Here is an 18,704-nt window from a genome sequence, read left to right as displayed (position 1 = left end):
CGACCAGCGGTCTCGACAAGCTCGACCAGCGGTCTCGACAAGCTCGACCAGCGGTCTCGACAAGCTCGACCAGCAAAGCTCAGTTCTGGGACTTCGCCAACCGGTAGCCGACCCCTCGCACCGTCTCGATGAACCGGGGCTTGGTCACCGAGTCGGAGAGTTTGCGGCGCAGGTTGGCGATGTGGCTCTCGATGGAGCGCCGGTCGGCGTCGATCACGTAACCGTTCACGTCGTTGCGGGTGAAGATGGCCAGCTCGTCCTTGCTGATCACCCGGCGGCTGCGCTGCATCACCGCCGACAGCAGGTCGAATTCGGTGCGGGTCAGTTCGACCGGGCTGCCGTCCAGCTCGACCAGGCGCATCGACGGGTGCAGCAGCAGCCCGTTGTGGCTCAGCCAGTCGCCGTCCGACTCGTCATCGGACGGGGTGGCCGGGGTCGCCGCGACGACCGCCTGATGCTCCAGTTCGCGGCGCCGGATCATCGCCTCCACCCGGGCCCGCAGCTCGCGCGGCCGGAACGGCTTGGAGAGGTAGTCGTCGGCGCCGGCGTTGAGGCCCATCAGGGTGTCGATCTCCTCGCGGCGGGCCGACAGGATGATCACGTAGGTGGTGGAGAAGCTGCGGATCCGCCGGGCCACCTCGAATCCGTCGATGCCGGGCAGGTTCACGTCCAGCGTGGTGAGCATCGGGTCGTACTCGCGGATCAGGTCGAGGCCGTGCACCCCGTCCGTCGCGGTGTGGGTGCGGAAGCCGGCCTGGGCGAGGACGGCCGCCAGCAGATCGGCGATCTCGGGGTCATCTTCGATGATGACAGCGTGGCGTTCGGTGGGGGTGGTGTCAGTCACGAGGCTTCCCTGCTTCCGCTTCCTGTCGCGCGCGCGACGTAGTAGGTCTGGACGTCGACGGCTCGCACCTCGAAATTGGCAACCCTGTTCAGGATTCGTTCCGAGACACGGGCGAGTGACCGCTCCTGATCGTTGTAGCCGCACATGTCGACGGCGAAGACGCCGTCGAGCGCCGCGACTCGCTGGGCCAAGCATGTCATCATCCGGGCGAATACCGGGTAGCGACGCATGTCCGGCCGGACCAGCGACACGCCGCAGTAGAACACCGCCCCGCGCTTCCACTGCTCGGGGTAGCGGTACTCGAAGTACTCCGGGCTGATCCACGGCATGGTCGACAGGTCGTTGGTGAGGGTGGTCAGGCCGGCCAGTTCACCGCGCTTGTCCAGCGCCACGTACTTCCAGACCCGCGGATCCTCCAGCTCGGCGGTGAACTCCTCCTCGGTGAGCACCTGCCGCGCCGCGGCGAGCACCCGCAGCGGACCGAACGACTCCTGGTAGACCGGCCAGAAGCTCGCCTTCAGCTCCGGCTGCGGCAGCCGGCTGCAGACGATGGTGAAGTCGCCGAAGTCCCAGGGGCCCTCGATGTTGCGTTCCTCGGTCTCGCTCATGCCGCCTCCCAGCCTGCGGTGCGGTAGGTGGCGACCACGACCGAGCAGGCCGGCTGGCCGGAACAGTGCGCCGAGCTGAGCACCATGTTCTCGATGGCGAAGGTCTCGTCGCGCCCGTTCGCCATGTCGGTCAGGCTCGCCGAGATCATGCTCCGGACCTGCTCCTCGGCGTGGCCGTTGTGTTCGACGAACAGGCCGCGTCCGGAGTTGTCGGTGGCCAGTGACCAGCCGATGCCCGAGCAGGCGTCGTCCCCGCGCTCGGTGGCGAAGGCGACGGCGTAGACGCAGTACATGGCGTCGCCGAAGGCGCCGCGCAGCTGCTCCTCGGGGGAGCAGACGGTGACCACGGAACCGGGCGGAATGATCGAGCTCAGCCGGATCAGGTTGTGGTCGGCCACACCCGCCGAGCGAAGGGCGCTGTCGAAGGCGGCCATCGTGGTTCGCCCCTTCCCGTTGCCCGCGGTGACCCTGATGGTCAGCGGACCGGCCGGCGCTCCCTCATGTTCGCTCGAGCCCTGCGTCGTCAATTCAATTCCACCCTTCCTGTGTGTGTACGGATTGTTCAGCCCGCGACGGCGGCGGTCGTGACCGGCGCGATGGCGGACTGCTGGGCTCCATCCGCGCTGCCGGCAGGCAGCTCGAATCGGAAGGTGGAGCCCTTGCCCAGGGTGCTCTCCACCCAGATCCGCCCGTCCATCCGGTCGATCAGGCCCTGGCAGATCGCCAGCCCGAGACCGGTGCCGCCCTTTTCGCGGGTGTCGCTGGAGTCCACCTGGCTGAACCGCCCGAAGATCGTCTCCAGCTTGTCGGCGGGGATGCCGCGTCCGGTGTCGCTGACCGCGAACTCGATCAACTCCCCGCGCCGGGTGGCCGACAACTGCACCGAGTCGCCGGGATCGCTGAACCGGACGGCGTTGCCGACCAGGTTGATCAGCACCTGCACCAGCCGGTCCCGGTCGGCCTGGACCCGGCCGGACGCCGAGCCGAGCCGCAGCGCGATGCCGGCGGCCTGGGCCATGCCGGAGGTGGCGACGATGGCCTCCTGGCAGGCGACGGCGACGTCGTGGGTGCGGATGTTCAGCGGCAGCATCCCGCTGTCCAGCCGCTCGATCTCCAAGATGTCGTTGACCAGGCGTCCGAGCCGGACGCTGCCCGAGGTGGCGATGTCGATCATCTGGGCGGCCTTGGGCGGCAGTGCCCCGAAGGCGCCGCCGGAGATCAGCCCGAGCGCGCCGCGGATCGAGGTCAGCGGCGTCCGCAGCTCGTGGCTGATGAAGGAGATGAACTCCTGCTTCATCCGGTCCATCTCGCGGCGCTGGCTGACGTCCCGGAAGACCACCACCGCACCACTGATCCGGCTGTCCCGCTTGATCGGGCTGGCGGTCGCCTCGACCACGATGGTGCTGCCGTCGCCGCGGACGTAGATGTCGTCCTCGCCGGACGCGGTCAGCCCCGATTTGGTCGCTTCGGTGATGTAGCAGCCCTCGATCGGGAACGGGGTGCCGTCGCTTTGCGGGGCATGGAACAGGTCGTGCGCATTGGCGCCGACCAGTTCGTGCTCCGCGCGGCCCAGCAGCTTCGTGGTGGCGCGGTTGACCATGGTGACCCGGCCGTCCTGATCCACGCCGTAGATGCCGTCGGCGACGGACGCCAGCAGCAGTTCGCGTTGCGTGGTGATCTCCAGCAGTTCCTCGGTGCGTTCCAGGACGCGAACCTCCAGCGAGCGGCGGAGTTGTTCGTTGTCCATCACCAGGACGATCTGGCGGACCACCACGACCAGGATCAGCACGCCCCACAGGATGCTGCTGGCCAGGCTCTGGCCGCCGGTGGAATAGACCGTCATATTGGCCGCGGCCGCGATCAGGAAGATGGTGAAGAAGACGATGGTGCTGGGCAGCGAGGACGATTCCGGAGCCTCGCCCTGTTGCGGGCGGCCGGAATCCGGATGCAGCGCGGCGAGCATGGCGCAGACGTAGCCGCCGAGCCAGCCCATGTCCCACCAGCTGCCCAGGGCCACGGTGCCGCGCGACATGTTGACCGCGTACGCCATGTCGGAGACCGAGTAGAGCAGCAGCGCCATGCCGACCAGCAGCAGCGGCACTCGGCTGGAGGTGCCGCTGCGCGCGATCAGCAGGATCGCCAAGGTGGCCATCACCAGGTCGAGCACCGGCAGCGCCAGGATCTGGGCCTGGCTGGACAGCGAACTGTCGCGTCCGGCCAGCAGGGTCGGGAAAAGCGTCGCGCTGGCGATGAACATCACCGAACCGCCGACCACCAGGCCGTCCATCATCAGCCGGGTCAGGTCGGTGCCGCGGCGCCGCGAGGGCGGGAAGAGGGTCAGGCCGACCAGGCAGATCAGCAGGCTGACCATCAGGATCAGGTCGACCGTGTCCACCCCGTTGATCAGCAACGCGCCCCGGTCGGACAACAGGTCGACCGAGTTGGCGAGGACCCCGAAGCAGAGCCCGACGGCGATGAACAGCCAGGCGCCGCGACGGCGTCCGGTCAGGCCGAGGCCGCGGCGCAGCGCAAAGAAGGCCGCGAACGCGCCGTAGCTCATCAGGGAGACGGTGGTGATCTTGCTGCGGCAACCGATGCTCGGTGTGGTGGCGATCAGGACGGCGAAGAGGACGCCGAACAACAGCCCTGCGGTGCAGACCGCGGCGTAGGCGCGGGTCGGCAGGAGGGCCTTCAATGATGGAAAGGCTTGAGGCACGGGGGGTCGCTCATCCTGTGAAAGGGGTAGTGCTCGGGGGTGCCGGGGGAGAGGGATTCCGGCGGCGGGTTGTTACGTGGTTAGAGGGGCACGGAAGGCGGGGGTCTTCCGTCGGCGAGTATATGTCCGACTTCCCGGCATTGTCACAACAAGACGCGCAACCGGACGATAAGGTTCGCGACCGGGGCGGCGGGGACGCGCGGAGAGCGCGCTGCGGGCATTACGATTGGCGCCACACCCCAGGAGGACTTGCCATGCAAACCCCGACCGACCTGAACTCCAAACTCGTGCTTCTCGTCGACGACGACGACGATATCCGCGAGGTCGCCGCCGCCGCGCTGGAACTGGTGAACGGCTTCCGCGTCGTCACCGCGGCCAACGGCCTGGACGCCGTCGAGCAGGCGGCGACGCACCGTCCCGACGGGATCGTGCTGGACGTGATGATGCCGGGCATCGACGGACTGCAGACCGTGCAGAAGCTCAAGGCGGAGAGTGCCACCGCCGGCATCCCGGTGATCCTGCTCACCGCGCGGGTGGACGGCGACCAGCCCGACACCGTCGCCGGCGTGATCGCCAAGCCGTTCGACCCGATGGGCCTGGGGGCCGAGGTCTCCCGGCTGCTGGGGTGGTCATGACCGGCTCGGACGAGGTGATGAACAACGCCTACCAGGCGCTCGCCCAGCGGGCCTGGGATTCCAACCGGGTCCGGGCGGGCGAGTTGGCCGCGCTGGTCACCGACTGGCGCCGCACCGGCGTGATGGACGCCGACCAGCGGGAACGTGGCCGTTCCGTCGCGCACAGCCTGCGCGGCTCGGCGGGAACCTTCGGGCACGACGGCGCTGCCGTCGCCGCCGAAGAGTTGGAGCACCTGCTGGCGTCCGGATCGGGGACGGTGCCGCCGTTGGACGTGGTCGAGAACCTGGTCGAGCGGATCGACCGCGAGTTGGCATTGGCGCCGCAGTTGGAGTTCTGACCCGCAGGGCGGGCAGCGCCGGCCCACTGGGTGGGCAGCGTTGGCCCGCCCGGTTCGGTCAGGTCCGGATCGGTTCAGTTAAGTCCGGGTCGGTTCTGTTCGGTCAGGACTGCGACAGCGATTCGCGCGTGCTGCGTCCGGCCCGAGTCAGATCGGCGTAGAGCATGGCCGTGTCCGGCCGGCGCTGCCCCAGTGCGAGCCGCAGCGCGGCTGCCCGCAGGCTGAGCTCGTCGGCCCCGACCATGTGGCTCGAGGTCTCCAGCGTCAGCAGCCGGGTGATGCACTCCTCCTGCTTGCCCTGATCGATGGCCTGCCCGATCTCTGCGATGCGCTGGTCGAGGAGGGCCAGGTAGTTGGTAAGAAACTGGTCCACGACGGCGTCCCCCAATTCTTCGCGAAGACCGTCCAGAGCAGGGTTGGTGACCCGTTCGCTCGACAGATGAGGTTGCTTGCCGGCGTCCTCCCACGCCGGCAAGCAACTCATGATGCACCCCCTCGATGGCTCGAAACGGTGCGGCAGGACAGTGCGACGGCCCCCCGACCGTCGAAGGATGCGACTGCCACCCCCATGTCAGTCCCTCCTTTGTCCCTCGCGTCCGTCCCGAGGACCATCGTGTCCCGGGTGTGTGAGTCATTCTGCGGAAGCTGTTTGCAGACTCTGTGGAGACAACCTCAAGATTTCCTCAAGAAAGCTCAAGGGCTGCTCCAGAGGTATGGACGCCAGGTTCGGAATGTGCGTCGACGGCCCTCGACGGGGCCGGCCCGGTCGCTGTGCCGGAGGTACGGTCGGCGGGCCGGCCGACGTTCACCGTCGGCCGACCCGCCGAGCCTTACCCTCCCGCCCGACGCGTGGCGTGACTTGCTCCTTCTTGGCCCCCCGACCAATCCGGACGTCACTGCCTCAGACTGCGTCTGACCCTTCACCAGGGACTCCGAACCACCCCCGACTCGGGCCCCTGGCGCGGTGACAACTCTGCACCAAAAGGCTCAGCAGAACCTCCAGACAACCTCAAGACTTCATGGAGATGACATCGAGATGTCCGCGGAAGATCCGGCAGCCACCTCCGGTGCTGGTGGTACCCCGGGCTCGGGTTCGCCCGGACCCCCGGTGCCTCCCGTCCCGCGCCCCCCGTTCCGCGCCTCCCGTCCCACCGCTCGCCTAACTATTTGGGGCTCGCTGAGTTCAGCGAGCCCCAAATAGTTAGGCGAGCGATGGGTGAGCGGGGAGGGAACTGTCGGTGCAGGCTGGTTGACTTGGCCACGGTTCGGCGAGCGTAGGATCGCCGGGCGAGCAGGAAGGGGCAGCGTGCGGCAGGTCGATGGACGCCGGGCCGGCGGTTGCCCCGGCACGAACGAGGATGGCGCCAAGGCATGAACGCACCGAAGTACCCCGCTTGGGTACATGAACTCTCCGAGCGGGACCTGGTCGAGCTCTTCGGCGCCGCCACCCTGAGCCGCGGCCAGGGCTACGTCGAGCAGGGCCGGGTGGGCAGCATCAGCACCGGCTCCGGCGGTGCCGGCAGCCTGGTGCAGGCTCGGGTCCGCGGCTCGTCGTACCGGGTCTATCAGACGGTGGTCAGCTACGAGGCGGCCACCGGCCAGGTCACCACCTCGTGCTCCTGCCCGGTCCGGCAACGCTGCAAGCACGCCGCCGCGCTGATCTGGCATATGCGTCTGGTCAACCAGCGGGCGCTCACCCCGGCCTGGCAGCGGGCGCTGACCGAGGTCACCGCCGGCAGCGGCGTCCAGGGCCGGGGCGAACCGCTGGCGATCCAGGTCACCCGGGTCTCGGGCGAGATCCAGCTTCGCCCGCTGATCTGGGGCCGGTCCGGACGCTGGGTGCGCACCGGGATCAGTTGGGACAGCGTCCAGTACCCCTGGGGCGGGCAATTCCTGGAACCGCACCGGGTGCCGATGGCCGGCCTGGCCCGCACCCGCGACCAACGCACCAGCGGCGGCTACTACTCGCGCCGGGCCGACGAGCTCTGGCTCGGCGAGCTGGGCGCGCCGGCCTGGTACTGGCTGCGGCAGGCGCTGGCCGCCGGTGTCGAGCTGGTCGAGGGACGCGACACGCCGCCGGTCCGGCTCGGTGCGCCGGCCCATCTGATCAGCCGGCTGGCTCGCACCGAGAACGGGCTGCAATTGCGCACCCTGGCCGCCTCCGGCGACCTGGAGCGGCCGGTGCCGTACGCCAATCTGCTCGGCGATCCGGCGCACGGCTTCGCCATCGACCAGGACGGCGCGCTGCTGCTGGTGCCGTTCGCCGAGCCGCTGAACAAGGGCCAGCAGGCGCTGCTGCTGCAGCACGCCCGGCTGGACATTCCCGCCGACGACCTGCCCGCCTTCACCGCGCAGTTCTATCCCGCGCTGCGTCGCCTGGTCGAGCTCCGGGTCGCCGACGACGTCGAACTGCCCGAGGCGGTGCCGCCCCGGCTGCGGCTGGCGGTGCGGTTCCTGCCCGACCACGTCGCGTCGCTGGTCTGGGCGTTCCGGTACCGGGTCGGCGAGGCCGACTTCGACGTCGAGCTCGTCCCGATCGGACGACAGCCCGTGCAGCGCGATCCGGACGCCGAGCGGCAGCTGGTCCGGGAACTGCCGGACGGCCCGTGGCCGAACCGGGTGGACGGCGACGGCGTCCGGTACCTGACCGAGCAGGCCACCCTGGCCGGCCCGGCCACCGCCGAGCTCGCCGAGCTCGGCCTGCCCAAGCTGCGGGACGCCGGGGTGATCGTCGAGGTCACCGGGACGCCCGCCGACTACCGGCTGGCCACCGAGGCCCCCGAGGTCAGCCTCACGGTGAGCGACCCGAGCGAGGGCACCGACTGGTTCAACCTGGACGTCGAGGTCAGCATCGAGGGCGAGCCGGTCGAGTACCGCGAGCTGTTCACCGCGCTGGCCACCGGGCAGACCCACCTGATCCTGCCGTCCGGCACCTGGTTCAGCCTGGAGCGTCCCGAACTGGAGCAGCTGCGCACCCTGATCGCCGAGGCGCGCGAACTCGCCCCCGACGGCGACCCGCAGCTGCGGCTGCGCACCGAACACGCCGGGCTCTGGGAGGAGCTGGTCACCCTCGGGGTGGTCGCCCAGCAGTCGGCCCAGTGGCAGCGCTCGGTCTCGGCGCTGCTCGACCTGCAAGAGCTGCCCGAGGTGCCGGCGCCGGCCGGGCTGCAAGCCACCCTGCGTCCCTACCAGGCGCACGGCTTCCGCTGGCTGCACTTCCTCTACACCGCCCGGCTCGGCGGCATCCTGGCCGACGACATGGGGCTGGGCAAGACCATGCAGGCGCTGGCGCTGACCTGCGCGCTGAAGGAGGCCGGCGAGCTCGACCGGCCGCTGCTGGTGGTGGCGCCGACCTCGGTGCTCGGCACCTGGGCCGCCGAGGCCACCCGGTTCGCGCCCGGGCTGGACGTCCGGGTGGTCGGCCAGACCGCAAAGAAGCGCAGCGCGTCGATCGAAGAGCTGGCCGCCGGCGCCGATCTGGTGGTCACCTCGTACACGCTGTTGCGGCTCGACGAGGCCGAATACGTCGCGCAGCCCTGGGCCGCGGTGCTGCTGGACGAGGCCCAGTTCGTGAAGAACCGGCAGGCCCGCGGCTACCAGTCGGTGCGCAAGCTGTCCGCCCGCACCAAATTCGCCATCACCGGCACCCCGCTGGAGAACAACCTGATGGACCTGTGGTCGCTGCTGTCCATCGTGGCGCCCGGGCTGTTCGCCGACCCGACCCGGTTCTCCGACCGGTACCGCAAGCCGATCGAATCCGGCTCCGATCCGGACGCCCTGGCCCGGCTGCACCGCCGGGTGCGGCCGTTGATGCTGCGCCGCACCAAGGAGACGGTGGCGGCGGAACTGCCCGAGAAGCAGGAGCAGGTGCTGTCCATCGAGCTGGCGCCCGGGCATCGCCGGCTCTACGACAAGCAGCTGGCCTTGGAGCGCAAGAAGGTGCTCGGCCTGGTCGACGACATGAAGCGGAACCGGATCACCATCCTGGCGGCGCTGACCCGGCTGCGGCAGCTGGCGCTGTCACCGGCGCTGGTGGTGCCCGGGCAGGCCGCGGTGTCGGCGAAGATCGACACCCTGATCGAACTGGTCTCGGAACTGGCCGCCGAGGGGCACCGGGCGCTGGTGTTCAGCCAGTTCACCAGCTATCTGCAGCTGGTCCGCGAGCGGTTGGCGTCCGAGGGCATCGGGACCAGCTACCTGGACGGACGCACCCGCGACCGGGCGGCCCGGATCGCGCAGTTCCGGGCCGGCGACGACCCGGTGTTCCTGATCAGCCTGAAGGCCGGCGGCTTCGGCCTCACCCTGACCGAGGCCGACTACGTGTTCATCCTGGATCCGTGGTGGAACCCGGCCGCCGAGCTGCAGGCCATCGACCGCACTCACCGGATCGGTCAGGACAAGCCGGTGATGGTCTACCGGATGGTCAGCGCCGACACCATCGAGGAGAAGGTGGTCGCGTTGCAGCAACGCAAGCGCGACCTGTTCGCCAAAGTGGTGGAGGAGTCCGGTGACCTGGCCGCCCCGCTCACCGCGGACGACATCCGCGGGCTGCTGGAGCTGTAGCCGGGGTCAGGCCTTGATCACCCGGGGCTGCCCGCCCACCGACAGCACCGTCACCTTGCCCTTCTTCGACAGCTTGACCGTCGCCGACATCGCCGCAGCCAGGTTGAGCCGCTGCCACGAGCCCGGCCCCTTCTTCTTGCGGTGCAGCTCGGTGGTGTCCAGCGCGTGCCCGGAACCGATCTCGGTCTGGGCCAGCACGTCCTTGCGCTGCGCCGAGCTCAGCGACGGGAACGCCGTCCGCAGCAGGTTCTCGGCGCCGCTCGGCACCGAGGCGGCGCGTCCGCGCTTCTGGGTGGTGCTGAATCCGTAGCTGAGCCGTTCGGTGTAGACGGCGAGCGCGGTGGACCGGCCGGTCACCACCTGGTTGCTGCCGCGCGGCGGCTTGGCGCCGTCGTAAGGGTTGTTGCTGTAGGGCTGGTCGGACGCGATGCACGCCGCCAGCGCCGACCCGCAGCCTGCCTGCAGGTAGCCGACCAGTTCGTTCCGTGCCGGGATCAGCACACCGTCCCGGAAGGCCTTGTCCGACCAGCGGGTCGCGACGGCAGCCTCGCCGCCGATCCGGCCGCCGATCACGTCCAGCGGGTAGTGGACGCCGAGCACGATCCGGTTGTTCGCCGCCTCCGACGTCCGGGCCAGAATGGACGGCGCCAGCTCGGGCAGCAGGGTGGCCAGCGCGATGCCGGCCGCGTAGGCCGCCCGGGTGTGCCCGCTCGGGAAGGAGCCGCCGGTGCACAGGCTCTTGCCGCCGTAGCCGGCGTCCAGGCGGACGTCGGTGGTGGCGAAGGTGCGGGTGGTGTCCACCGCCGGCCGCACCCGGGTGATCTTCAGGTTGCCCTTGGAGTCGGCCCAGGCCTTGCCCTTGCGGATCTTGGCCAGGGAGCGGGCGTTGATCGTGCTGGGCGAGCAGGACGACGAGTCGCCGCTGACCCGCTTGGCGGAGGCGTTGGTGGGCAGGAACGGACGCGGATAGCTGTACGCCTTCTTCGCCGAACCGGTGGTCAGATAGTTGCCGACCAGCCCGTCGGTGGTGTTGAGCAGCTTGGACGTCAACGGCAGCTTCCCGGTGATGCGGCCCTGCACGTAGAGCGTCCCGAGCCGCTTGCCGAGGCCCTCGGAGATGGTGATCGACTGGTCGTAGCCGGAGCGATCGGCGCTCAGGTACTCGGCGTCCTGCAGCGCGCGGAACTGCTGCGCGGGGGTGGCGTTCTGGTTGATCCAGCTGGCCATCCGGTCGTTCCAGGCGAGCTGGCTGCTGTTCCGGACGGTGCCCTTCATGCTCTTCGGGTCGCTCGGACGCCACAGCGCGCGATACCCGACCAGCAGCCCGGTCAGGCTCGGCTTGTCCCGGTCGCTGGGGTAGCCGGCCGCCTGGGCCGGAGTCGGGGCCACGGGTGCGAGCAGCGCCAGGGCGGTCACCGTGGCGAGCGCCGCCGGACGCCACCGGCGTCCGGCGCGAGGGGCGGTGGGCAAGGGGGTTGGGGACACGGGTATCTCCTGTTCAGCCGTTCATCACGGTCGGTGCGCCACCGACGCTGACCACGGTGACGCCACCGTGGGCGTCCAGCTTCACCGTCGCCGACATGGCCGCCGCGAGATTGAGCCGCTGCCAGGAGCCCGGCCCCTTCGGCCGGTCCAGCGCGCTGGTGTCCAGCGGATGGCCGGAATCGATCTCGGTCTGCGCCAGCACCGCCTGGCGCTGGGCGTCGGTCAGCGTCGGGAACGCGGTCAGCAGCAGGTTCTCCGCGCCGGTCGGCACCGAAGCCGGCAGTCCGCGCTTCTGGGTGGCGGTGAATCCGTAGCCGAGCCGTTCGGTGTAGGTCTGCAGCGCGCTGGCCCGGTCGGACACCGCCTGGCTGCCGCCGCCCGGGAGCTTGGCGCCCTGGTAGGGGTCGTCCGCGTAGGGCGTGTCGCCGGCGATGCAGGTGGCCAGCGTCGCGCCGCAGCCGGCCTCGAGGTAGCCGACCAGTTCCTTCCGGGCCGGCAGTAGCACCTGGTCGCGGAACGCCGGGTCCGACCAGCGGGTGGCCACCCCGACCTCGCCGGCCAGCCGTCCGCCGATCACGTCGAGCGGATAGTGGACGCCGAGCACGATCCGATTATTGGTGGATTCGGAGGTGCGGGCCAGGATGGACGGGGCCAGTTCGGGCAGCAGGGTGGCCAGGGTGAGGCCGCTGGAGTAGGCGTCCGTGGAGTGTCCGCTGGGGTACGAACCGCCCGTGCACAAGGCGCGATAGCCGCCGCTGACCCGGACGGTCCCGTTGGCGTAGTGCTGGCTGGTGTCGTTGCTGGACGGCACCCGGGTGATCTTCAGGGTGCCGCCGGCGTCCGCCCAGGGCTTGCCCTTGCGGATGCCGGCGAGCGAGGAGGCGTTGACCTTGCTCGGCGCGCAACTCTCCGGATCCCCGGCGGGCAGTGGGGCGTTCGGGTCGCTGCTGAGGTAGGGCCGCGGGTAGCTGAACTGGTATTTCAGGTCTCCGGTCGAGATGTACTTGCCGGCGCTGCCGTTGGTGTTGTTGAGCAGCTTGCTGGTCAGCGGCAGCTGCCCGTTGCGGCGTCCGGCGAGGTAGAGCGCGCCCAGTTTCTGGCCCAGTCCATCGGCGACGGTGACGGACTGGTCGTACCCGCTGCCGTCCGCCCCCGCGTACTGGGCGTCCTGGAGTGCCCGGAGTTGCTGGGCCGGTGTGGCGTTCTGGTTGATCCAGCTGGCCAGCCGGTCGTTCCATTGCAGCGTGGCGGCGTCCTTCACGGTGCCGTGCAGGTCGTCCTTGCCCGAGCTCAGCCACAGCTGCTTGAACCCGCCGAGCACCGCGGCCAGGTCTTTCGGCCGGGTGTCGCTGCTGAAGTGGCCGGTCTGGGCCGGTGAGCTGGCCGGCGGCGCGGAGGGAGTGGGCTGCTGGGTGACGGCCACCGAGGGCTCGACCTGAGCCGGCGCGGTGCAGGCGGCGAGGGCCGCCGCGGTGGCCAGGCAGGTCACCGCCAGCCCCGTGCGGACGCGTGTCGTCGGTGTTCTCATCGCGAGCCTCCTGAGGCCAGATCGGGGTGTCGAGGCCTTCGGCCGACGGGCTGTCCGGGCCGCCGCCCACAGTATGCCGCCCAGATGAAACAGAGATGAAGGCCGGCGGGTTTGCGGGCGAGGGGCGCCCTGCGGTGGATGCTCGGATCCGAGACCAAGGCCGGCGCCGTCTGGATCGAGGGAGGCTCTGCGTCCATGGTTGGGCGGAGAATGCCGCGCCCGGCGCCGACTGCGACCGGGGAGGTCCGCCGGCCGGAGCCCCGGCGAGGCGATGCCGGACCTGCCGGCAGTCAGTTCATGAACGTGCAGAGAGGTGTGAGGGTGAGCCAGCGGACGATCGAGGTCGGGATGGGGTCGGTCAGCCAGCAGGACGTGGTGGCGGTCGCCCGCCATGACGCGCCGGTGCGGTTGGCGGCGGACGCGCTGGCCGCGCTGAGCGCCACCCGGGCCCGGATCGAGGCGCTGGCGGCGTCCGACCAGCCGGTCTACGGGGTCTCCACCGGGTTCGGTGCGCTGGCCACCCGGCACATTCCGGTGGAACGCCGCGCCGACCTGCAGCGCAGCCTGATCCGTTCGCACGCCGCCGGCACCGGGCCCGAGGTGGAGCGGGAGGTGGTCCGGGCGATGATGCTGCTGCGGCTGTCCACCCTGGCCACCGGACGTACCGGCGTCCGTCCGGTCGTCGCCGAGACCTACGCCGCGCTGCTCAACGCCGGGATCACCCCGGTGGTGCACGAATACGGCTCGCTGGGCTGCTCGGGCGACCTGGCGCCGCTGGCGCACTGCGCGCTGACCGTGATGGGGGAGGGCTTCGTCCGCGACGCCGCCGGCGTCCGGCGTCCGTCCGCCGACGCGATGGCCGAGGCCGGCATCGAGCCGCTCACCTTCGCCGAGAAGGAGGGGCTGGCGCTGATCAACGGCACCGACGGCATGCTCGGCCAGCTGATCCTGGCCGCGCACGACCTGGCCGGGCTGCTGACCACCGCCGACATCACCGCCGCGATGAGCGTGGAGGCGCTGCTCGGCACGCCGCGGGTGTTCGCCGCCGACCTGCAGGCGCTGCGGCCGCAGCCGGGGCAGGCCGCCGGGGCCCGGGTGATCGCGGCGATGCTGGAGGGCTCGCCGATCGCGGCAAGCCACGCCGACAACGCCGACCACGAGTACCCGATCGTGCAGGACGCCTACTCGCTGCGCTGCGCACCGCAGGTCAGCGGCGCCGCCCGTGACACCCTGAACCACTGCCGCTGGGTGGCCGACAACGAGCTCGCCTCGGCGATCGACAACCCGGTGGTCACCCTGGACGGCCGGGTCGAGTCCAACGGCAACTTCCACGGTGCCCCGGTCGCCTACGCGCTGGACTTCCTGGCCATTCCGGTCGCCGACGTGGCGTCGATGAGCGAGCGTCGCACCGACCGGCTGCTCGATGTGAAGCGCAGCCACGGGCTGCCGCCGTTCCTGGCCGACGACCCGGGCGTCGACTCCGGGCACATGATCCTGCAGTACAGCCAGGCCGGGATCGTCTCGGAGTTGAAGCGGCTGGCGGTTCCGGCCTCCGTCGACTCGATCCCGAGCTCGGCGATGCAGGAGGACCACGTCTCGATGGGCTGGGCCGCGGCCCGCAAGCTGCGCCGGGCGCTGGACGGCCTGACCCGGGTGCTGGCCGGTGAGGCCCTGAGTGCCGCCCGTGCCCTCGACCTGCGACAGTCGGCTCCGGCCCCGGCGACCTCCGCGGTTCGGGACCGGATCCGCCAGGTCGTCCCCGGGGTGGGTCCGGACCGGTTCCTGGCCCCCGAGATCGAAACCGTCGTCGACCTCGTCCGCTCGGGCGCCCTGGTCGACGCCGCCGAGGTGGTCACCGGCCCGCTGGGCTGACGCCGCGAGGCGGGCCCGGTCCACCGCTCGTGGGACGCTGGGGACGGTTCTTTTCGTCCCACAAGTACTACTTATCGGACGCGTGCCTGCCGCGTGGGACGCTGTGCCGCGTGGGACGCTGGGGACGGTTCCTTTCGTCCCACTGGTACTACCAGTGGGACGAAAGGAACCGTCCCCACCGTCCCACTGGTAGTACCTGTGGGACGCGGAGAACCGTCCCCGGCGTCTCAGCGCAGGCGGCGGGTGATCTCCTGGGCGCCCGCGACCAGGCGTCCGATCAGTTCGGACGGGTCGCGCAGCGCCACCCGGGAGCGCCAGGTGCAGCTGATGGCGGCGATCGGCTGATCGTGCAGGTCGAAGACCGGGGCGCCCGCCGAGCGCAGGCCGGCGGCGATCAACTCCACCTCCTCCGACCAGCCCTGGGCGCGTTCCAGCGCCAGCGCGGTCTGCAGCTCCTCCAGGGTGCGCGGGCCGCGTCCGGTGCGAGAGATGAAATCACCAGGTCGTGAATACAGCGCCCGGAGTTGCTCCGGCGGCAGATGGGCCAGGATGGCGCGTCCGTTCGCGGTCAGATGCGCCGGCAGCAGGACGCCGACCGCGGTCACCAGCGGAGGTTCCAGCTCGCTCTCCCGGGGTGGGTGCTCCTTCAGCAGGTACAAGGTGCTGGCGCCGCGCAGAATGCCCAGATGCACCGTGATCCCGGCGGCCGCCGCCACCCGCCGCAGTACCGGACGAGACATCCGCTCCAGCTGGTCGTGCAGGGTGAAAGCCGAAGTCAGCCGGTAGGCGGACGCCCCGAGCGCATAGCCGCGCGCCTCCGGTACGTAGACGGTGAAGCCCCGCTCGGTGAGCACGGTGAGGATGTGATACATCGACGACCGGGGCAGGCCCAGGTCGCGGGCGATGGTGGACGCCGCCACCGTCCCGGTGCGCTCGGCGAGGTAGCTGAGGATGTCCAGGGCGCGGCCCACCGCCGGTGAGGTGCTCGACTCGGTCGCCATGGCGGTCACGGTAGCCGAGCCGACCCGCGTATGTCTCGGATCCCAGATCATCATCGCGGGGTGGCTGACGTGCGTCGCGCGGCGTCCGATTCTGGAGTGGAGAGGAGACCACCGATGACCATTTCCGGACCCCGTCCCGTGCGCGCCCCCCGAGGCCCCGAACTGCATACCCGCGGCTGGCAGCAGGAGGCTGCGCTGCGGATGCTGATGAACAACCTCGACCCCGAGAACGCCGAGCACCCCGACGATCTGGCGGTCTACGGCGGCACCGGCCGGGCGGCCCGCTCCTGGGAGGCGTTCGACGCCATCGTCCGCACCCTGGAGACGCTGGCCGACGACGAGACGCTGCTGGTGCAGTCCGGCAAGCCGGTAGGGGTGTTCCGCACCCACGAATGGTCGCCGCGGGTGCTGATCGCCAACTCCAACCTGGTCGGCGACTGGGCCAACTGGGAGCACTTCCGCGAGCTCGAGGCCAAGGGCCTGATGATGTACGGCCAGATGACCGCCGGCTCGTGGATCTACATCGGCAGCCAGGGCATCCTGCAGGGCACCTACGAGACCTTCGGCGCGGTCGCCCGCAAGCGCTTCGGCGGCACCCTTGCCGGCACTATCACGCTGACCGCCGGCCTCGGCGGCATGGGCGGCGCCCAGCCGCTCGCGGTCACCATGAACGACGGCGTCGCGATCTGCATCGACTGCGACGAGAGCCGGATCGACCGCCGCATCGAGCACCGCTATTTGGACGTCAAGGCGTCCGATCTGGACGACGCGATCGCGCAGGCCAACCAGGCCAAGAGCGAGCGGCGTCCGCTGTCGATCGGGCTGCTCGGCAACGCCGCCGACCTGGTCCCGGAGCTGTTGCGACGGCATCAGGCCGGTGCGGTGACGATCGACGTGGTCACCGACCAGACCTCCGCGCACGACCCGCTGGCCTACCTGCCGCTGGGCTACGAGTTCGCCGAGATGAAGGCCCGTGCGGCGGCCGACCCGGAGGTGTTCACCCGTGATGCACAAGCGGCGATGGCCGCTCACGTGGCCGCCATGGTCGGCTTCCAGGACGCCGGCGCCGAGGTCTTCGACTACGGCAACTCGATCCGCGACGAGGCCCGCAAGGGCGGCTTCGACCGGGCCTTCGCGTTCCCCGGCTTCGTACCGGCCTACATCCGTCCGTTGTTCGAGGAGGGCCTCGGCCCGTTCCGTTGGGCGGCGCTGTCCGGCGACCCCGAGGACATCCGCAAGACCGACGCCGCGATCCTCGAACTGTTCCCCGAGAACGAGCACCTGAAGCGCTGGATCACCATGGCGCAGGAGAAGGTGTCGTTCCAGGGGTTGCCGGCCCGGATCTGCTGGCTCGGCTACGGCGAACGGCATCGCGCCGGGCTGAAGTTCAACGAAATGGTCGCCGCCGGCGAGATCGGCCCGATCGCCATCGGACGCGACCACCTCGACTCCGGCTCGGTCGCCTCGCCCTACCGGGAGACCGAGGCCATGCTCGACGGGACGGACGCCGTCGCCGACTGGCCGCTGCTGAATGCCCTGGTCAACGCGGCATCCGGGGCGTCCTGGGTGAGCATTCACCACGGCGGCGGGGTCGGCATGGGCCGCTCCATTCACGCCGGACAGGTGTGTGTCGCCGACGGCACCGAGCTGGCCGCGCAGAAGCTGGAGCGGGTGCTCACCAACGACCCGGGCATGGGTGTGATCCGGCATGTGGACGCCGGCTACTCGCATGCGGCGGACGTGGCCCGTGAGCGCGGCGTCCGGATCCCGATGCTGGAGGGCTGATGGCCACCACGCTGGTCGACAACATCGGCTCGCTGGTCACCAACGACCCGGCCTGGGGCGGCCTGCTGGGGGTGATCCCGGACGCCGCCGTGGTGGTCGAGCAACAGCGATCGGGATCGGGCACGGCAGTTGGTGCCGGATCCCGATCCCTGTCGCAGGGTTCTGGCCGGATCGCATGGGTAGGACCGCGTGCCGAGGCGCCGGACGCTGACCAGCGGATCGACGCGGAGGGTCGCGCGGCGCTGCCCGGCTTCGTGGAGAGTCACAGCCACCTGGTGTTCGCGGGCGAGCGGGCCGAGGAGTTCGCCGCCCGGATGGCGGGGCAGAAGTACGCGGCGGGCGGCATCCGCAGCACGCTGGCCGCCACCCGGGCCGCCTCGGACGCCGACCTGGCCGCCAACGTGTCGCGGCTGCTGGGGGAGTATGCACGGCAGGGCACCACGACCGTCGAGATCAAGTCCGGTTACGGCCAGAGCGTGCTCGACGAACGCCGCAGCCTGGACGTCGCCCGTAGCCAGAGCCCGTTCACGACCTTGCTGGCGGCTCATGTGACCCCGCCCGAGTTCGCCGGTCGCGCGGACGACTACGTGGCCATGGTGGTCGAGGAGATGATTCCGGCGTGCGCGCCGCTGGCGTCCTGGATCGACGTGTTCTGCGAGCAGGGCGCCTTCGACGAGGATCAGTCCCGGGCGGTGCTGACCGCCGGGCAGGCCGCCGGGCTCGGCGTCCGGGTGCACGGCAACCAGCTGCATCAGGGGCCCGGCATCCAGTTGGCCGTCGAGTTGGGGGCGGCGTCCGTTGACCACGTCTGCCACACCACCGATGCCGACATCGAGGCGCTGGCGGCCTCGTCCACGGTGGCCACCTTGCTGCCCGCGGCCGACTTCTCCACCCGCAACAAGTACCCGGACGCCCGCCGGCTCTGGGACGCCGGCGTCACGGTCGCGCTGGGTGCCGACTGCAACCCAGGGACGTCCTACACCACGTCCATGTCGTTCGTGATCGCGCTCGCCGTGCGCGACCTGCACCTGACCCCGGACGAGGCGGTCTGGGCGGCGACCGCCGGTGGGGCACGCGCCTTGCAGCGCGACGACATCGGCGTGCTGAGGCCCGGCGCGTCCGCCGATCTGGTGATCCTGGACGCCCCCAGCCACCTGCATCTCGCCTATCGACCAGGTGTCCCGCTGGTGCATTCGGTGATGAAGGCCGGCGTGCTGCGCTGACCGGCGAGGCTGGGACGACGGGCTGGGACGCTGGGGACGGTTCCTTTCGTCCCACAGGTAGTACCAGTGGCACGACGGGGACGGTTCTTTTCGTCCCACAGGTACT

General features: G+C 70.4%; 14 protein-coding genes. 6 read left to right on the top strand and 8 right to left on the bottom strand.

Translation table 11 applies throughout. The features are described 5' to 3' along the window. Nucleotides 1-79 precede the first annotated feature (79 nt). The 4 genes from QM582_RS05955 to QM582_RS05940 are packed head-to-tail and all read right to left on the bottom strand — an operon-like array spanning nt 80 to nt 4,147. Entirely contained in the window at nt 80-844 is a 765-nt protein-coding gene (locus QM582_RS05955; protein WP_415082628.1) for a response regulator transcription factor, read from the bottom strand. Then, complete coding sequence (locus QM582_RS05950) at nt 841-1,452, bottom strand: hypothetical protein (RefSeq protein ID WP_415082626.1); 612 nt, start codon at nt 1,450-1,452, stop codon at nt 841-843. Before QM582_RS05950 ends, QM582_RS05955 begins: the two co-directional genes overlap by 4 nt. Next, nucleotides 1,449-1,979, bottom strand: a complete 531-nt coding sequence (locus QM582_RS05945) for a pyruvoyl-dependent arginine decarboxylase (protein WP_415082624.1) — start codon at nt 1,977-1,979, stop codon at nt 1,449-1,451. Before QM582_RS05945 ends, QM582_RS05950 begins: the two co-directional genes overlap by 4 nt. Before the next feature lie 35 nt (nt 1,980-2,014). Continuing rightward, entirely contained in the window at nt 2,015-4,147 is a 2,133-nt protein-coding gene (locus tag QM582_RS05940) for a sensor histidine kinase (RefSeq protein ID WP_415082623.1), read from the bottom strand. 275 nt (nt 4,148-4,422) lie between these two features. Between QM582_RS05940 and QM582_RS05935 the strand changes: the two genes are divergently transcribed. Both QM582_RS05935 and QM582_RS05930 read left to right on the top strand, forming a co-directional pair. Then, the gene (locus tag QM582_RS05935; protein ID WP_415082622.1) at nt 4,423-4,803 is read left to right on the top strand and encodes a response regulator; all 381 of its coding nucleotides are present in this window, start codon (nt 4,423-4,425) and stop codon (nt 4,801-4,803) included. Then, nucleotides 4,800-5,141, top strand: coding sequence for an Hpt domain-containing protein (locus QM582_RS05930; protein WP_415082621.1), 342 nt, complete (start codon nt 4,800-4,802; stop codon nt 5,139-5,141). The genes QM582_RS05935 and QM582_RS05930 overlap by 4 nt, the downstream gene beginning before the upstream one ends. 103 nt (nt 5,142-5,244) lie before the next feature. On the opposite strand, the gene QM582_RS05925 is transcribed toward QM582_RS05930, so the two are convergent. After that, nucleotides 5,245-5,616 carry a hypothetical protein gene (locus QM582_RS05925; protein WP_415082619.1) on the bottom strand — a complete coding sequence of 124 codons (372 nt, stop codon included), beginning with the start codon at nt 5,614-5,616 and terminating at the stop codon, nt 5,245-5,247. Nucleotides 5,617-6,512: 896 nt separating this feature from the next. On the opposite strand from QM582_RS05925, the gene QM582_RS05920 reads away from it, so the two are divergent. Then, nucleotides 6,513-9,704 (top strand): SNF2-related protein, encoded by a 3,192-nt coding sequence (locus QM582_RS05920; protein WP_415082617.1) that lies wholly within the window; start codon nt 6,513-6,515, stop codon nt 9,702-9,704. Between the two features lie 6 nt (nt 9,705-9,710). On the opposite strand, the gene QM582_RS05915 is transcribed toward QM582_RS05920, so the two are convergent. Both QM582_RS05915 and QM582_RS05910 read right to left on the bottom strand, forming a co-directional pair. Beyond that, nucleotides 9,711-11,189 carry a phosphatase PAP2 family protein gene (locus QM582_RS05915; RefSeq protein ID WP_415082615.1) on the bottom strand — a complete coding sequence of 493 codons (1,479 nt, stop codon included), beginning with the start codon at nt 11,187-11,189 and terminating at the stop codon, nt 9,711-9,713. Between the two features lie 13 nt (nt 11,190-11,202). Further along, nucleotides 11,203-12,717, bottom strand: coding sequence for a phosphatase PAP2 family protein (locus QM582_RS05910; RefSeq protein ID WP_415082614.1), 1,515 nt, complete (start codon nt 12,715-12,717; stop codon nt 11,203-11,205). A gap of 297 nt (nt 12,718-13,014) precedes the next feature. Between QM582_RS05910 and hutH the strand changes: the two genes are divergently transcribed. Continuing rightward, the gene (gene hutH / locus QM582_RS05905; protein WP_415082612.1) at nt 13,015-14,589 is read left to right on the top strand and encodes a histidine ammonia-lyase; all 1,575 of its coding nucleotides are present in this window, start codon (nt 13,015-13,017) and stop codon (nt 14,587-14,589) included. A 227-nt stretch (nt 14,590-14,816) separates the two neighbouring features. On the opposite strand, the gene QM582_RS05900 is transcribed toward hutH, so the two are convergent. Then, complete coding sequence (locus QM582_RS05900) at nt 14,817-15,590, bottom strand: IclR family transcriptional regulator (protein WP_415082610.1); 774 nt, start codon at nt 15,588-15,590, stop codon at nt 14,817-14,819. Between the two features lie 114 nt (nt 15,591-15,704). On the opposite strand from QM582_RS05900, the gene hutU reads away from it, so the two are divergent. Continuing rightward, a complete protein-coding gene (hutU, locus tag QM582_RS05895; protein WP_415082608.1) occupies nt 15,705-17,375 on the top strand; it encodes a urocanate hydratase in 1,671 nt (556 codons plus the stop codon). After that, nucleotides 17,375-18,598: an imidazolonepropionase gene (hutI, locus tag QM582_RS05890; protein ID WP_415082606.1), complete on the top strand. Its 1,224-nt coding sequence runs from the start codon at nt 17,375-17,377 to the stop codon at nt 18,596-18,598. The genes hutU and hutI overlap by 1 nt, the downstream gene beginning before the upstream one ends. The last annotated feature ends 106 nt before the right edge of the window (nt 18,599-18,704 follow it).

Origin of the sequence: Micropruina sp., assembly GCF_047607385.1 — a bacterium.
Lineage (GTDB): Bacteria > Actinomycetota > Actinomycetes > Propionibacteriales > Propionibacteriaceae > Micropruina.
This window is presented reverse-complemented; position numbering and strand designations above follow the sequence as displayed.

What these genes read in the sequence shown, in the direction of transcription:
- QM582_RS05950 (WP_415082626.1), bottom strand. Translation starts at nt 1,452, where the DNA reads ATGAGCGAGACCGAGGAACGCAACATCGAGGGCCCCTGGGACTTCGGC.
- QM582_RS05935 (WP_415082622.1), top strand. Translation starts at nt 4,423, where the DNA reads ATGCAAACCCCGACCGACCTGAACTCCAAACTCGTGCTTCTCGTCGAC.
- QM582_RS05930 (WP_415082621.1), top strand. Translation starts at nt 4,800, where the DNA reads ATGACCGGCTCGGACGAGGTGATGAACAACGCCTACCAGGCGCTCGCC.
- QM582_RS05920 (WP_415082617.1), top strand. Translation starts at nt 6,513, where the DNA reads ATGAACGCACCGAAGTACCCCGCTTGGGTACATGAACTCTCCGAGCGG.
- QM582_RS05910 (WP_415082614.1), bottom strand. Translation starts at nt 12,717, where the DNA reads ATGAGAACACCGACGACACGCGTCCGCACGGGGCTGGCGGTGACCTGC.
- hutH (WP_415082612.1), top strand. Translation starts at nt 13,015, where the DNA reads ATGAACGTGCAGAGAGGTGTGAGGGTGAGCCAGCGGACGATCGAGGTC.
- QM582_RS05900 (WP_415082610.1), bottom strand. Translation starts at nt 15,590, where the DNA reads ATGGCGACCGAGTCGAGCACCTCACCGGCGGTGGGCCGCGCCCTGGAC.
- hutU (WP_415082608.1), top strand. Translation starts at nt 15,705, where the DNA reads ATGACCATTTCCGGACCCCGTCCCGTGCGCGCCCCCCGAGGCCCCGAA.
- hutI (WP_415082606.1), top strand. Translation starts at nt 17,375, where the DNA reads ATGGCCACCACGCTGGTCGACAACATCGGCTCGCTGGTCACCAACGAC.